The organism is Marisediminitalea oceani, from assembly GCF_003731635.1.
Taxonomy (GTDB): Bacteria; Pseudomonadota; Gammaproteobacteria; order Enterobacterales; family Alteromonadaceae; genus Alteromonas; species Alteromonas oceani.
Genome location: NZ_RCUA01000032.1, coordinates 212014 through 227773, shown reverse-complemented (window position 1 = coordinate 227773; position 15760 = coordinate 212014). Strand labels below are relative to the sequence as shown.

Annotated in this window: 14 protein-coding genes; 10 read left to right on the top strand and 4 right to left on the bottom strand. The window is 51.4% G+C overall.

Going from position 1 to position 15760, the window contains the following annotated elements:
• Nucleotides 1-79: 79 nt before the first annotated feature.
• Nucleotides 80-370 (bottom strand): hypothetical protein, encoded by a 291-nt coding sequence (locus D9T21_RS10480; protein ID WP_123324886.1) that lies wholly within the window; start codon nucleotides 368-370, stop codon nucleotides 80-82.
• Between the two features lie 178 nt (nucleotides 371-548).
• Entirely contained in the window at nucleotides 549-1736 is a 1188-nt protein-coding gene (locus tag D9T21_RS10475) for a LysR family transcriptional regulator (protein ID WP_123324885.1), read from the bottom strand.
• A gap of 127 nt (nucleotides 1737-1863) precedes the next feature.
• Here D9T21_RS10475 and D9T21_RS10470 point away from each other — a divergent pair, with 127 nt between their 5' ends.
• The 9 genes from D9T21_RS10470 (at nucleotide 1864) to D9T21_RS10430 (ending at nucleotide 13098) form a co-directional block, all read left to right on the top strand.
• A complete protein-coding gene (locus tag D9T21_RS10470) occupies nucleotides 1864-2568 on the top strand; it encodes a 4-carboxy-4-hydroxy-2-oxoadipate aldolase/oxaloacetate decarboxylase (RefSeq protein ID WP_123324884.1) in 705 nt (234 codons plus the stop codon).
• Nucleotides 2565-3653 carry a 4-oxalomesaconate tautomerase gene (locus D9T21_RS10465; RefSeq protein WP_241155684.1) on the top strand — a complete coding sequence of 363 codons (1089 nt, stop codon included), beginning with the start codon at nucleotides 2565-2567 and terminating at the stop codon, nucleotides 3651-3653. The genes D9T21_RS10470 and D9T21_RS10465 overlap by 4 nt, the downstream gene beginning before the upstream one ends.
• 29 nt (nucleotides 3654-3682) lie before the next feature.
• Nucleotides 3683-4705, top strand: a complete 1023-nt coding sequence (locus D9T21_RS10460; RefSeq protein WP_123324883.1) for an amidohydrolase family protein — start codon at nucleotides 3683-3685, stop codon at nucleotides 4703-4705.
• Nucleotides 4706-4969: 264 nt separating this feature from the next.
• Entirely contained in the window at nucleotides 4970-6370 is a 1401-nt protein-coding gene (locus D9T21_RS10455) for an FGGY-family carbohydrate kinase (RefSeq protein ID WP_241155683.1), read from the top strand.
• 111 nt (nucleotides 6371-6481) lie between these two features.
• Nucleotides 6482-7267: a DeoR/GlpR family DNA-binding transcription regulator gene (locus D9T21_RS10450; RefSeq protein ID WP_123324952.1), complete on the top strand. Its 786-nt coding sequence runs from the start codon at nucleotides 6482-6484 to the stop codon at nucleotides 7265-7267.
• Between the two features lie 237 nt (nucleotides 7268-7504).
• Nucleotides 7505-9697, top strand: a complete 2193-nt coding sequence (locus D9T21_RS10445) for a bifunctional rhamnulose-1-phosphate aldolase/short-chain dehydrogenase (protein ID WP_123324951.1) — start codon at nucleotides 7505-7507, stop codon at nucleotides 9695-9697.
• A 12-nt stretch (nucleotides 9698-9709) separates the two neighbouring features.
• A complete protein-coding gene (gene rhaI / locus D9T21_RS10440; RefSeq protein WP_123324882.1) occupies nucleotides 9710-11005 on the top strand; it encodes an L-rhamnose catabolism isomerase in 1296 nt (431 codons plus the stop codon).
• A gap of 197 nt (nucleotides 11006-11202) precedes the next feature.
• Nucleotides 11203-12348 carry an alpha-hydroxy acid oxidase gene (locus D9T21_RS10435; protein WP_105933300.1) on the top strand — a complete coding sequence of 382 codons (1146 nt, stop codon included), beginning with the start codon at nucleotides 11203-11205 and terminating at the stop codon, nucleotides 12346-12348.
• Nucleotides 12349-12450: 102 nt separating this feature from the next.
• Entirely contained in the window at nucleotides 12451-13098 is a 648-nt protein-coding gene (locus D9T21_RS10430) for a DUF4386 family protein (protein ID WP_164464646.1), read from the top strand.
• Here D9T21_RS10430 and D9T21_RS10425 read toward each other — a convergent pair.
• Together D9T21_RS10425 and D9T21_RS10420 are read right to left on the bottom strand one after the other, a co-directional pair.
• Nucleotides 13087-14289, bottom strand: a complete 1203-nt coding sequence (locus D9T21_RS10425) for a histidine kinase dimerization/phospho-acceptor domain-containing protein (protein ID WP_164464645.1) — start codon at nucleotides 14287-14289, stop codon at nucleotides 13087-13089. The two genes, D9T21_RS10430 and D9T21_RS10425, sit on opposite strands and share 12 nt — an antisense overlap.
• Entirely contained in the window at nucleotides 14279-14977 is a 699-nt protein-coding gene (locus tag D9T21_RS10420) for a response regulator transcription factor (protein ID WP_123324879.1), read from the bottom strand. The genes D9T21_RS10425 and D9T21_RS10420 overlap by 11 nt, the downstream gene beginning before the upstream one ends.
• 267 nt (nucleotides 14978-15244) lie before the next feature.
• On the opposite strand from D9T21_RS10420, the gene D9T21_RS10415 reads away from it, so the two are divergent.
• A complete protein-coding gene (locus D9T21_RS10415; protein WP_164464644.1) occupies nucleotides 15245-15703 on the top strand; it encodes a recombinase family protein in 459 nt (152 codons plus the stop codon).
• The last annotated feature ends 57 nt before the right edge of the window (nucleotides 15704-15760 follow it).

Below are 15760 nucleotides of genomic sequence, written 5' to 3'. Positions count from 1 at the left end.
GTTACTTTCCCTACCAGAAACAGCGAGTAAAAAAGCACTACGGTCAGCGCGGCACCAAGCACAGCAAATAGCAGAGCCCTTAAAAATGGCTGCAATGGCAGGCGGGATCTGGATTGATGTGAACAGGCTGGTAATGCTCCTGTGGATAATCGTTTGCGAGTGAGAAACGATGGAAAAAACTGCCTAATAAGCCAATTGCAAGACCTTGAGGGAGGCTGTCAATCAGCAGGCCGTCGCTACCTGCCATGGAGATTGTTGCCTGCCCGGCAAACACGATAAAAACGAATATCAGGCTGAAAAATGCGTTTATCACCCCGCCGATAAGGGTCTCTCTGAAGATATAAGCCGATAACGATTGGTCAGGCTGCATTAGATGAGTTTCCTGTGATGGTCTGGTTAATTAAATGTAAATTTAATCCTCGTGTTAGCGGTTAACAAATCGTTTATATAGAGCTCGGCATTGATAAAATTGATACCTGTATAAGCGGCATCACAAGTAGATATTTGCTAACGCGAATGTGTGCACGCAAAAGGCGAAGTGCGTAGGTTTAAGGTTTGGTTTGTTCCAGTATGGTTAAGAAGCTGGCCTGCAGGCGGGTGGGTGTCCAGCCCTTGCGCAGGGTGTAACCGATCTGCCTGGCCGGGTCGCCTAGTTTGAGCGGACTCACCGCCAGCAGGCCGGCCTGTACGTCTACCTCCACCTGCCGGGCTGGCAGCAAGGCCGCGCGGTCGCTGTTTATCAGCATTCCCCGGGTGGCAACCAGCGAACTACATTCAATAATGTCACCGGGTACGGGTAACTTCATGGTGGCGAACAATTCTTCAAATATGGCCCTGGCTGGCGTCCCGGTTTTAGGCACTATCCATTTTAGTGATGACCAGTGGGTAGCGCTGAGCGTAGGCTCAGTAGCAAGCGGGTGACCATGGCGAAACACCAGCGACAGGTTGTCGTCGAACAGATGATGCTGGGTAATTTCATCACTCAGCGGCGGGAAGCGCAGTGCACCAATTAATATATCTATCTGACCGTGCAACAGGGCATGTAGCTGCTCTTCATAGGGGCCGTCTACAATGCTGATGTGCGCCTGTGGTGCCACCTCGGTGAGCTTTAGCACCGCGTTAGGAATAATACTGGTGCGGGTTAATGGCAGACTACCCAGTTTGAGTGAACCATGGCCGGAGCCTGCCAGCTCCTGCAATTCATCCAGCCCCTGTTGTAGTTCCGCAAAGTACAGCCCGGCTAAACGACTTAACTGACGTGCCCGCCAGGTAGCCTCAACGCCCGTGGGAGAGCGGGTAAATAAACTCTGCCCGCAAAGCGTTTCGAGCTCCTTTATGGTGCGGTGAAGGGTGGGTTGGGTTAACCCCATGACCCGTGAGGCCGCAGTGTAGCTTTGGTGTTCGACCACCTGGATAAGGGCTGCCAGCTGGCGCGCACCAATGCCCCTAAGGAAGATCAGCCGGGCAGTGCGGTCGGCATTAAACAGGGTATTGGCAAAGTGCTCAATATAAGCAAATCCGCGCTCAAAACGGCGCAGAAATACCTCTCCTTCTGGTGTAACAAACATGCCGGTGGTGGCCCGTTTAAACAGCGGTACGCCAATAGACTTTTCCAGTTTTCGAATGCTCTGAGTAAGCGCCGACTGGGTTAAGTGAACATGCCTTGCCGCCTCGGAGAGATTAGCATGCTTGCGAATTTCCAGCGCGCAGAACAGGTGTCGGATATTAAATTGCACAGCATTTCTCTTTGGTGTTTTTTATCATTATAGAAAATCCTAATGGACTTTTACATCTTTCTAAACGGAATTTCACCGCTGCCAGGCGCATACTGATGCCATCAGAAATTACTTCACCGAGGCTGTTATGGCGGTATGTGTTACCGGGTGTCCACGCCCATCAAAACAAACTATTGAAAATTACGCAGGGGCTGAGGCGGCCACAGTGCACGAAGCACAGGGGCGCAAGGGGCTGATGGCGGAATACATGACGCCTATCTATAAGCCGGCGAAAATTGCCGGGCCTGCGGTGACCTGTCAGGTAGCGCCGGGCGATAACTGGATGATTCATGTTGCGGTGGAACAGTGTCAGGCAGGGGATGTGCTGGTGGTTGTGCCAACCAGTCCTTGCATTGATGGCTTCTTTGGCGATCTGCTGGCCACCTCTTTGAAAGCCCGCGGTGTGCAGGGGCTGGTGATTGCTGGTGGCGTAAGAGATACCGCCACACTGGAAGAAATGGAGTTTCCGGTATGGTCGAAAGCCATTTATTCGCAGGGCACGGTGAAAGAAACTATTGCCAGTGTGAATGTGCCGGTGGTGTGCGCCGGTGCACTGGTAAACCCCGGTGATATGGTGGTTGCCGATGAAGATGGTGTAGTGGTGGTTGCCCGCGAGGAAGCTGACGAAGTTCACGAAAAAGTGCTTAAAAGAGTAGCCAACGAAGAGTCTAAGCGAGTGCGCCTGGCCAACGGTGAACTCGGGCTCGATATCTACAATATGCGCGAACGCCTGGCCGAAAAAGGCCTGCGTTATGTGACCTACGAAGAACATAACAGCGGTAATAAAGCGTGAAAGCCATTCCCTGCAGTTTAATGCGTGGCGGTACGTCCAAAGGTCTGTACTTTCAGGCTAAGGATTTACCCGCCGACAGCGCCATTCGCGATCAGGTTTTGCTGGCGGCCATGGGGTCGCCGGATAGCCGTCAGATTGACGGCGTTGGCGGTGCGCATCCGCTTACCAGTAAGGTGGCAATTGTCAGCCCCTCACAGCGCGACGATGCCGATGTGGATTACTTATTTTTACAAGTGGTGGTCGACAAGGCTGTGGTCAGCGATGCCCAGAACTGCGGCAATATTCTGGCCGGTGTTGGGCCCTTCGCCATCGACGAAGGACTAGTTGCGGCTAATGAAGGCGTAACTGATGTGCGCATTCACATGGTTAATACCGGTGCCTTGGCGGTTGCGCAGGTACAGGTAAAAAATGGTAAGCCCGTGTATGAGGGCGATGCTGAAATCGACGGTGTGCCCGGTGGCGCAGCGCCTGTGCTAATAGACTTTCTTGATATCGCTGGCTCCAGCTGTGGGGCTTTACTGCCAACGGGCAACGTTACCGATACCTTTGAAGGCGTCACCGTAACCTGTATTGATAACGGTATGCCGGTAGTAATGATGGAAGCACAGGACTTCGATATTCAGGGCGATGAATCTCCGGAACAGCTGGAAGCCAATGCCCGGCTAAAAGACAAGGTGGAAACTATCCGTTTACAGGCCGGTGAAAAAATGAACTTGGGTGATGTGAGCAGTAAAACCGTGCCAAAAATGACCCTGGTTTCGGCGCCGGTAAATCATGGCTTACTCAATACCCGCTCGTTTATCCCTCACCGCGTACATGATGCGATTGGTGTTTTAGGCTCGGTCAGTGTGGCCACTGCCTGCGTTATTAAGGGCGCGGTGGGTAATCGCTACCTTGGTGATGACCACGACTATTCCGCTCTGAATATTGAACATCCCACCGGCCAGTTTACCGTGGCCATGGAGGTGGAAGGTGAGGAGTCGGCAGACACACTTACTATACGTCGCGCGGCATTACTGCGCACCGCACGCTTGCTGATGCGGGGAGAGGTAATGATCCCCGATACAGCATTCGCTCAGGATTAATTTTATTCGTACAGGAAAAGGCACTAGTTATGATTATTGATTGCCACGGACATTACACCACTGCACCGGAACCGCTTCAGCTGTTCCGCGAAGCACAGCTAAAAGCGTATCAGGGTGGCAAGGCACTGCCTGAGGTTCCTCATATCAGCGATGAGCAGATCCAGGAAAGTATTGAAAAAAACCAGCTGCGTTTATTAATTGAACGCGGTTCAGATATGACCATTTTCTCACCCAGGGCGTCAGCCATGGCTCATCATGTTGGTGACGAGGCCGTCTCAAAACAATGGACCAGCGCCTGTAACGACCTGATTAAACGGGTTGTCGATCTGTACCCTCAGCATTTTATTGGCGTGTGTCAGTTACCCCAGTCGCCCGGCGTGCCGATTAAAAACTCCGTCGCAGAACTGGAGCGGTGCGTAACAGAACTGGGCTTTGTAGGCTGTAACCTTAACCCGGACCCTTCAGGCGGTCACTGGACATCCAAACCTCTGACCGATAAAAGCTGGTACCCCTTCTATGAGAAGATGGTAGAGCTGGATGTGCCGGCCATGATCCATGTCTCTGGCTCGTGTAACGAAAACTTCCATGCCACCGGCGCCCATTACATGAACGCCGACACCACAGCCTTTATGCAACTGCTGCAGGGGAATTTGTTTAAAGACTTTCCCGAGTTGCGCTTTATCATTCCACACGGCGGCGGAGCAGTGCCTTACCACTGGGGGCGCTATCGCGGTCTGGCCGATATGCTTAAACAGCCGCCATTACGAGAGCACATGATGAAGAACGTGTTCTTCGATACCTGCGTTTATCATCAGCCGGGCATCGATTTGTTATTTGAAGTCATCGATCTGGATAACATTCTGTTTGGCTCTGAGATGATTGGTGCGGTACGTGGCATCGATCCGGAAACCGGCTACTACTTCGACGATACCAAACGCTACATCGACGCGCTGGACTTAACAGACGAGCAACGTAAACAGGTGTATTCCGGCAACGCGCGCCGGGTTTATCCGGGCCTGGACAAAAAACTGAAAGAGCTTGGCATTGGCTGATAATTAGCCACGGGCACACCGTCAGGACCCAATGGTGTGCCCGCCCTTTCCTCTTCTTAATGGCAGCCGGCTAACAGCAATTGGCGGCTGCTATTTTTATCTGCTTGCTACCCTTCCTAAATGTTAAATCTCTCTTTCTTTGTGATTGATATTGATTGAAAGTGATTTTTTGTGTAATTTGTTTCAGTATTGTTAACAGGAGGCGGTCTTACAGGCTGCCTTTGCTTGTGTCGTTGTATCGGCTTTGTCCGTTGGGAGCCTTTAATGCTGAACGCCGTAGTGGATATTGGTAAAACTCATATTAAGTTGCTGGTGCTTGAGGATGGTCAGCAGCAGGCTTGCTTTACCAGTAAAAATGCACCGCAGGATGGGCTTTACCCACAAGCCGATACAGATGGCATCTGGCAGTGGTTATGTTCCACGTTGAACACTTATCCGCGTACCGGCGAAATTTCTGCGCTGGTTGTTACTACTCACGGCGCCACGGCGGCGTTGGTAAACCATAACGCACAAGACCGCAATACAGCGCTGGTGCTGCCAGTCGTTGATTACGAGTTTGACGGTGTGGAAGAGTGTAACGGCGACTATGCCGGTGTTCGCCCGGATTTTTCTGAAACCTTGTCGCCGCAATTACCCGCAGGGCTTAATCTTGGGCGGCAACTGTTCTGGCTACAGCATAAGTTTGCTGATGAATTTGCCAGTGCAACCCATATTCTGATGTACCCGCAGTACTGGGCGTGGCGACTGGGCGGCGAGCCAGCCAGTGAAGTGACTTCTTTAGGTTGCCATACAGACCTGTGGCAGCCGCAGGGGCAGGACTATTCTTCGCTGGTTGATAAATGCCAGTGGCGAGAGTATTTCCCGCCGTTACGAAATGCCTGGGATGAGTTGGGCTACGTGAGTGAGCAGGTGGCTCAGCAAACCGGGTTATCTACTACCTGTAAACTCTATGCCGGGATTCACGACAGCAATGCGAGTCTGCTGCGTTATCTGCCAACTGATAATAACAGTAACCAGACCCTGAACGTCATTTCCTCCGGCACCTGGACCATCATCATGCAAACCAACCGGCCGGTGGATAACCTGAAAGCGGCGCGGGATACGCTGGCCAATGTGGATGTCTTTGGCCGCCCGGTTAGTTGCGCCCGCTTCATGGGCGGGCGTGAATACGAAACCATCTGTCAGCTCCTCGGTGGCGATATCGGTATGGGGGCAGAAGCCGCAGCTATTCAACAGGCTATCGATGAGCGCTGGATGGTGACTCCGGATTTTAGTCACGGCAACGGGCCTTTTGGTCATGCCCAACCGGCTTTACTTTGCCCGGACAAACCTCCATCACCGCAGGCTATCGCAACCCTGTACTGTGCCTTGATGATCGATCAGCGCCTTAACGACCTCAACGCCAGCGGGCCGGTGTACATTGAAGGGGCGTTTCTGAAAAACCCGGTGCTCTGTGAGCTGGTAGCTCAACTTCGGCCTCATCAAAAGGTTATGCTCTCCTCGGATAATACCGGCACAGTGATGGGCGCAGCCGCTTTAATGAACTTTAACCACAGGCAGCAACAGGTCACCGATTTGGTGCCTTGCACGCCTGCGACCTTTAGCCAACTGGCGCAGTATAAAGCGGACTGGTACCACGCTATTGCGACCCGGGCAGCTCAGTAGTAATCGTAACGAATCATCACAATCAATCATATTTTAGCTTTTATGATTGATCGTGAACAAATAGGTGACTATATTAACTCCCTGAACAACAACGAATATAAGGGCAGTATAATGCTTGAAAAGCAGCGTCATCAGCTGATTCTGGACATTCTGGATGAAAGTACCTTTGTTAGCGTGAGAGACTTGTGTAGCCAGCTGGATTCCTCTGAAGCCACTATTCGCCGCGACTTAAATAAACTGGCTGATGCCAGAAAAATTAAGAAAATTCGTGGTGGGGCACAGGTGCTCGACGATCGCGCTGTTTCCAATATCAAGATTTCCGGTAATGCCTTTTTAGTCGACAGAGAGCGTAACACCGACACTAAGCGCATGATTGCCAAAGCGGCTACCGAACTGTGTGAAGACGGCGAAGCCATTATTATTAACGGTGGCTCCTCAACCTTTATGATGTCAGAGTTTCTGGCTGAAAGGCGGATGAATATCCTCACCAATTCTTTTGTTCTGGCCCATGAATTACTCGAAAACAGCCAGAATCAGGTGACCTTGCCGGGCGGCGAGGTGTACCGTAAGCAGAGCATTATTCTCAGTTCCTTTGAAAACGACACCACGCAAAACTATCGTGGCAGTAAGATGTTTATGGGCTCTCCCGGCGTTAGTGAGTTTGGCGTAATGGAAACCGATCCGTTATTAATTCTGGCCGAGCAAAAGCTAAGAAAACGGGCTGATAAACTGATTGTGCTGGTGGATAGCAGCAAAATAGGCATAAAAGGTAACCTTATCTTCTGCGGACTGGATGCGGTGGATACCATCATTACCGACAGTAATGCCGATCCGCAGGCGCTCGATAAAATCCGTCAACACGGGGTGAATGTTGTGGTGGTGCAAGCCTGCGGGTAACTCCTAAATCTACTCAATATCATTTATAGAAAGCCGGCATTGCCGGCTTTTTTTGTGCCTGCGATATCCTCTTGTGATCACCGACAAGGGTTATACTTAAAATTAATGTAACTAATTTGTTGCTTCATGATTGAATTTGATTGACATAGATTGGTATGGATGTATATTGATTTTTATATTGATGGTTACATGCAATATAAAGCCAAATTCGATTTATTGATTTCACAGGACACTGTTATGCCGTATCAGCCGGATGAGTATCAACACGTAAAGTATTTATGGGAAGATCACATTGCCGATGAGCTAAGCCCCGTCGATAACCTGGTTTACCGCTCAAACAAGCTGGGAGAAGATCAGCGCATCACTAACACCGGGGGTGGTAATACCTCGGCTAAGCTGATGGAAACCGACCCGCTCACCGGCGAGCAGGTAGAAGTATTGTGGGTAAAAGGCTCCGGCGGTGATTTGCGCACATCCACCCGGGAGAACTTCTCTTCACTGTACGAAGGCAAGCTGCAGGCACTGGATGAGGTATATCAGGCCTATCCTGATAAAGGCTACAAATCTGCCGGCGAAGACCGCATGGTGGGCATGTTTAAGCACTGTAACTTTTGCCTGAACCCGCGTGCCTCATCCATAGATACGCCGCTGCACTCCATGATTGATGAGAAGCATGTCGATCACCTGCATCCCAATGCGGTGATTTCGGTGGCGTCCTGTAAAGATCAAAAAGCCCTCACTGAAACCATCTGGGGCGGCAAGCTGGCCTATGTGCCATGGATGCGCCCGGGCTGGGAAGCGGCCAGACTCTGTGAAGAAACCTACGAGGAAAACCCGGATATCGTGGGCATTCTGTTGGGACAACATGGTCACACCAACTGGGCCGGTGAGAGTAAGAGTTGTTACGAAACCTCGCTCTGGGTGATTGAAACGGCTGCCCGTTACATTGAAGAGCACGACAAGGGCGAGATGACTTTTGGCGGGCAAAAATACGCGCCACTGGATGAAAGCAGCCGCACCCGCCTGCTAACCGAATTCCTGCCGGTTGCCAGAGGCATGATTTCCACCGAGGTAAAATTTATCGCCACTGTGCAAACCGACGACGCTACCTTACGTTTTGTAAACAGCGTGGATGCGCCAAGACTGGCTGCATTGGGTACCTCTTGTCCGGATCATTTCCTGCGTACCAAAATTAAACCATTGCTGGTGGATTTTGATCCGCAAAATGATGATTTCGAACAGCTGGTCGACAAGTTTAAAGCGGGCTTGCAGCAATATCGCGAAGACTACATTGCTTATTACGAAAGCTGCAAACACGAAGATTCTCCGGCTATGCGTGACCCCAGCCCCACGGTAATTCTTATTCCTGGCATCGGCATGATTGCCTGGGGTAAAAACAAGAGTGAGTCGCGGGTGACGGCCGAGTTTTACAACTGTGCCATTGAGGTAATGCGAGGCGCTGAAGCCATCTCTGAATACACTGCGCTGCCTGCACAGGAAGCTTTTGATATTGAATACTGGGCGCTGGAAGAGGCCAAACTGCAACGTATGCCGGCAGAAAAATCGCTGGCGCGCGATGTGGTAGTCGTGATTGGCGCCGGCGATGGAATCGGAAAAGCGACGGCCCACCGCGTTGCCAGGGAAGGCGCCCATGTGGTGTGTGCGGATCTGAATTACACCAATGCTGAGAAAACTGCCGCGGAGCTTACGGATATTTACGGTCAGGGTATTGGTGTTGCAGGCTCGGGGATCTCAGCCTGTGGACCGGCAATCGCCTTACAGGTAGATATCACCAAGCGCGAAACCGTTGAGTGCTTGTTCTCGCAGGTGCTGCTGGCTTACGGCGGCATTGATAAAGTGATTGTTACCGCAGGTGTGTTTGTAGCGGAAGGCGCAGACATGGCCAAGAACGACCAAATCTTTGATTTAAGCTTTGGTGTGAATGTAAAAGGCGGTTACGTGGTGGCTTCTGAAGCGCAGAAAATCTGGCAAAGTCAGGGGCTTAAAGGCGCTATGGTACTCACCACCAGTGTTAACGGTGCGGTCTCCAAGAAAGGCTCGCTGGCTTACGATACCAGTAAGGCTGCGGCCAACCATCTGGTGCGGGAGCTGGCCGTTACGCTTTCGCCGCTTATTAATGTGAATGCACTGGCGCCGGCAACGGTGGTGCAGGGCAGTAACATGTTCCCTCGTGACCGGGTGATTTCATCTTTAACCAAATACAACATTGCGTTCAGCGCCGATGAGTCTACCGAGGCATTGCGCAATAAACTGGCTGAGTTTTATGCTCAGCGCACCCTCACTAAGCAGCCCATAACGCCGGACGATCAGGCCGAAGCAGCGTACCTGCTGATTTCAGGGCAGTTGAGTAAAACCACCGGGCAGGTGATCAGTGTGGACGGTGGTCTGCACGAAGCCTTCTTGCGATAGGAGTAACCGATTATGTTAAGACGCATCGATGAAGCACTGATTAACCAGGCGAATCATTCACTACTTAACGAACTTGAGGCTGACTACGCGGCGTTGGGCGACAAGCTGGGGCGGCAGAATATTGATATTGAAGCCATCACCCGCAGCGCAGCAGAATTTCAGATTGCCGTGCCGTCCTGGGGTACCGGTACCGGCGGTACCCGTTTTGCGCGTTTCCCTGGCACCGGCGAACCACGCAATATCTTTGAGAAACTCGAGGATTGTGCCGTGATCAATGAACTTTCGGGCTGTACCGACAGCGTGTCGCCGCATTTCCCCTGGGACAAAGTGGATGACTTCAGTGAGCTCAAACAAACCGCCGATGAATACGGGATAAAATGGGTTTCCGTGAACTCCAATACTTTTCAGGATCAGCCTGGTCAGGAACACTCCTACAAATACGGCAGCCTGAGTAACACCAGCAAAGAGGCCCGTGAACTGGCTATTCAGCACAACCTCGACTGCATCGGCTATGGTCAGCAGTTAGGCGCGAAAAGTCTCACGGTATGGGTTGGCGACGGTTCTAATCATCCCGGGCAGCAGCATTTTCAGCGCGCATTTGAACGTTACCTGGCCAGCATGGAGCAAATTTATAAAGGGCTGCCGGATGACTGGGAAATGCACATCGAGCATAAGATGTTCGAACCGGCATTTTATTCCACCATCATCCAGGACTGGGGCTCCAACATTCTGGCGGCCATGCAGTTAGGGCCAAAATGTAAGTCGCTGGTTGATCTTGGCCATCACGCGCCAAACACCAATATCGAGATGATTGTTTCGCGGCTGATCCAGTTTAAAAAGCTCGGTGGTTTTCACTTTAACGACAGCAAATACGGTGACGATGATCTCGACAGTGGTTCGTTACATCCCTATCAGCAATTTCTTATTTTTAATGAGCTGGTGGATGCAGAATACCGCAAGGAGGAGGAATTCAATCCCGCCTATATGCTCGACCAGTCACATAACGTAACCGATCCGGCAGAAAGCCTGATTAACTCCGCCATTGAAGTGCAGCGTTCCTTTGTTAAAGCCTTACTGGTTAATCGCGAGGCACTTTACGGCTATCAGGAAGATAACGACGCGCTGATGGCGTCGCTGGAATTAAAGAATGCCTTTAACCTGGATGTGTCGCCCATACTGGCTATGGCCCGTTATCGCAAAGGCGCAGCTATTAACCCGCTGGCGGTATACCGCAGCAGTGGTTATCGCAGCAAAATGGCTGAGTTGCGCCCACGGGATCCAAATGCCACCGGCTCAGGTATTGTGTAACCGTGTTTCCAAGCCAGCCTGACTGCCCTGTTAACCCAACGGCTCGGCAGTCAGGCTACTTTTATTCGGCTATTCAACGGTTTCACTGAGACATTAGGCGCATACTGCCGCAAACATAAAAATTTCCGGTATCCTTGGCAGTGTATCCACTGTGACCAAAGTCAGCCCATTCGCGTTATATAAAAGGGGAGCCGTTAATGCGATTGAACCAATGTTTTAATTTTCACGATTTCAGAAAGCTGGCGCAAAAGCGACTGCCCGGTCCTATCTTCAACTACATTGATGGCGGCGCAGACGACGAAACTACCTTGCGTCGCAACAGCGATGCATTCAGAGAATGCGACCTTATCCCTCGTGTATTAACCGGGGTAAAAGATATCGATCTGAGCGTGGAAGTGATGGGGCAGAAGCTCGACCTGCCGGTGTACTTATCGCCCACCGCATTACAACGTTTGTTCCACCATCAGGGAGAGCGTGCTGTTGCCGCCACGGCCGAGAAGTTCGGCACCATGTTTGGTGTGTCGTCGCTGGGCACGGTAAGTATGGAAGAGATTGCCCGCCAATACGATACCCCACAGGTTTATCAGTTCTATTTTCACAAAGACAGAGGCCTGAACCGGGCCATGATGGAACGGGCTAAAGAATCTAACATCGAAGTAATGATGCTAACGGTAGACTCCATTACCGGTGGTAACCGGGAGCGCGATCTCAGAACTGGCTTTTCCATTCCGTTTAAGCTCAACCTGGCCGGATTATGGCAGTTTGCCAGCAAACCTGCCTGGGGGATTAACTACATCACCCACGAGAAATTCTCCCTACCGCAGCTCGAAGCGCACATTGATATGGGTGGTGGCAGCAGCTCTATCGGCGATTACTTTACCAATATGCTCGACCCTTCCATGAACTGGAAAGATGTGGAAGAGATGGTTAAATTCTGGGACGGCCAGTTTTGCTTAAAAGGGATCATGAGTGCTGATGATGCGCGCCGTGCCGTAGACATTGGCTGTACCGGTATTGTTATCTCTAACCACGGTGGCCGGCAACTGGACGGCTCACGCAGTTCCTTCGACCATCTGGCCGAAATTGTTGATGCGGTGGGCGACAAAATTGATGTGATTTTTGATAGTGGTGTTCAGCGCGGTACTCATGTACTCAAAGCGCTGGCGCTGGGAGCAAAAGCGGTGGGTCTGGGCCGTTACTACTTGTATGCGCTGGCTGCCGCTGGTCAACCGGGCGTCGAGCGCGCCATGCAGCTGATGGTGGCAGAAATAGAACGCGATATGCGCCTGATGGGTTGCAGTAAAATCAGTGAGCTTAATCGCCACCACGTCCGCTTTAGATAATCTGTTACAAATTAGGCACCTGAACTCATAACCGGTGAGTTCTGGCAAAGCGGGTTAAGTGGTATGCTGATGCTTTGCCTATTGCCATCGGACGGAGCCAAAATGAAAACTCGCTTGCAGCTTGGCGGTATTGCCGCAGTAGTCTGTGCGCTGTGTTATATCATTGGGTTTACCATGATACTGGTTGTCATGCCGGACATTAATATTGATGGCGAACAGCGTCTGCAGGCCATACTTTCCCAACCGCGCCTGATCCAGAGCTGGTACTTTATTATTTTTGTGGTGTTCGGCATAGCGTTGCTAATGCTGAATCGCAGCCTTTATCGTCCGGCTGGCGAGGAAACCGGCCAATGGCAACTGATAGGCGCGCTGATCGGCTACGTTTGGGCTGCTTACGTCTTTGCTATTGGTTTTATTTCGGTGCTCACCATCGAATACCTTACCCACCTGACACCTGCTGAATCCGATGAAACCTGGCCGGCGATCCTGGCTATTCAGACGGGTCTTGGCGATGGCGTAGAATGGATTGGCGGTATCTGGATGCTGGTGATTAATATCAGCCTGTACTGCCGGCGAAGTGTGCCACGATCCTTAAGTGTTGCAGGAGCCATAACGGGCCTGATTGGTATGTTAACCCTTTATCCGCCATTAGCCGCTGCAGGCGGCGTCTTCGGATTGCTGCAAATTGGCTGGTTTTGCTGGCTGGGCCGCTTATTGTTAAAGCAGAAAATGCCCGAACTACCAGCTTAGTAACACGCGGTAATGCGTGGCGGATTGCTCAATACTGACTTGCCAGTGCATTACCGACGCAATCCGCTGCACCAGATACTGGCCGTGCCCCAGACCCTGATAATAGGGCCGCGAAGACGATTCGGTCAGCGGGTTTTCAAACACCAGATGTGCTGACTGCACATAAATCCGCATGCCGCCTCCACCGCCATGATAAAAGCCGTTGTTAATCAGATTCTGACACAACAAAGTGATTAAGTAGGTGTTGCCTGGCAGGGTGAAATTGGCGGGCAGTTCTATGTCGGCATTAAATGCCTGGTCGGGATAAATCTGGTACAGCGCCAGTAACTGCTTTTCAAGAACGGGCAGTAATTTAACCTCGCTGAACTGCAGGTTTTCCTTACGCGCCAGTGCCAGCAAGACTTCTACGGTTTGCTCTAAGGTATTGGTAGCCTGCTCAATTAACTGGCGCTCGGCCGGATCGCTTATGAGGTTGTCATTGATTGCCAGGGTATTCTTCAGCAGTGTGATGGGGGTACGCAATTCGTGGCTCACATCACGGGTAAAATCCCGCTCCCGTTGCCAGGCTTCCTGAAGTTCAGAATAAGTATTCTTGAACGAATTTGCCAGTTCGCCAATTTCGTCCTGGCGACGTTCGCCGCTAATCTGGCAGGGCGAGTCTGGCGACTGCTGTTTAATTGAAACCGACAGGCGCTGGATAGGCTTGGCCAGTCGCGAGGCCAGAAACCAGGTGCTCAGTATTGCCAGGATAAGTGCCGCCGCCGATACGCTAAACAGGAAAACCTGATAAATGCTGGCAAAGTTAGCCAGAGGCAGGAGCTCACTAGCCTGCACCATCACACCCCGGGCCGGGATATCAGGCAGTGTAAAAGGCTGAAAGTAAACTGCCTCCTGCCCGGCAACCGTAGCAACATTATCGCCATAGGTGCTCGGTGTGAGCTCACCGGGGAGCTCGCCGTCGTGATTAATGATGGTATATGCCGCGGAAGAGGGAGCCAGCACACTCAGTTTGCTATTGTTAGCCCAGCTGTTTTCCAGTTGCGTAATTTCCATGCTCAGTAAATGGGAGGCAACAATGTCCTGGGTCACCTCCATAAACAGCATACTGAGGCGGGTATAAAATAAGCCAATGATTAGTACCAGGGTTCCAAACGCGATAAACAACTGCGCCTGAATGCCTTTAAACTTCATTATCATCCAGCCCCTTTAGCTGATAACCCACGTTACTGATGGTATGCAACAGGGCCCGGCCGCTGGCTTGTTCCAGGGCTTTGCGTAATGTATACATGTGCGATTTCAGCGCGTTACTTTCTGGCGGATCGTCGGCCCAGATATGACTGATTAAGTCTGAACGACTTACCGGATAAGGGTAGTCACAAAGCAGTTTATGCAGGATCTTAAAGCCGATACCGGTTACCGGAATAACGGTGCTTTGCCAGTTGACGGTCATGGCCCGGGTATCCATGGCCAGCGATCCCCGGGTTACGGTAGTGTCGGTGTGCAGTTGCGGACGTCGTGCCAGGGCTTCGCAGCGCAGTGCTAATTCGCGTAAATCAAAAGGCTTAGTGAGATAGTCGTCGGCGCCCTGACCAAAACCTTTGGCTTTGTCGGTAAAGGCATCACGAGCGGTGAGCATTAACACCGGCACCACTTTGGTGGCCTCTGCCTTTACGCGCTTACAAACCTCCAGGCCATCTATATCAGGCAGGTTCAGATCCAGAATGATAACGTCGAACTGACCGTTTAATGCCTGCTGAACACCCTGCTTGCCGGTGGCAGCAAAATCGACCAGCCAGCCGTGGCCTTCCAGAAAATCAACAATCTGCCGGGCAATGGCCAGGTTGTCTTCGATTAATAAAACAGAAATTGATGTTGCCACAGTCCGGCGTCCTTTAAGTCTGTTGCTCTAGTATGTTATGCAAACCTTAGCCTGGCAACGGTCAAGGCAGGGTGAAAACCCGCTAAATGTCAGGTCGGATGTTTTAACGCTTGTATTCAATGCTGATTTTACTATCATTTTGAGCATAACCAGGCTAATCAGAATCAGCGCGTGACCACCTACTTATACGTTGGCAGTAGTACCGAAAAATAGGACGTTGACGAGCAGGCACAGTCCTTAATCAACAAGTACCCTCACGATATTGTGGTGCGCGAGCCCAATGTAGACCCCGGCGCAAAGCCCAAGCTCAACCGACTGTTAAAGCGCTTAAAGCGGGGTGATCGGCTGATTATTCACGATGTGTCCAGGCTCGGGCGCAGCATTAGGGCGGTAGCGGCGGTTACTGCTGACCTTGAACGACAGGGTATTATGCTGATTGTGGATAATCTGGAGTCGGTAGGCGGCCCGGCGCCAAATATCTATGCGCTGATTGCCAGTGCCGCACAAATGGATAAAGACCTGCTGACCGACCGGCAGGCCATTGGTATAGCCAAAGCCCGGGCTAAGGGTAAGTACAAAGGCCGTAAAGCCCTGCCTGCAACGATTATTAACAAAGCCAATAAGCTGATTGCCAAAGGCATGAAGAAAAAAGAGGTCGCCCAACAGCTTAATATCGGTGAATCTACGCTGTATAAGTATCTGGCCGCCCAGCGTCAGAAGGACTAGCTGAAAGCAGACCCGTTGGTAAGTTTTCAGCCGGTTATTTTCTCTCAGCCATCTCGT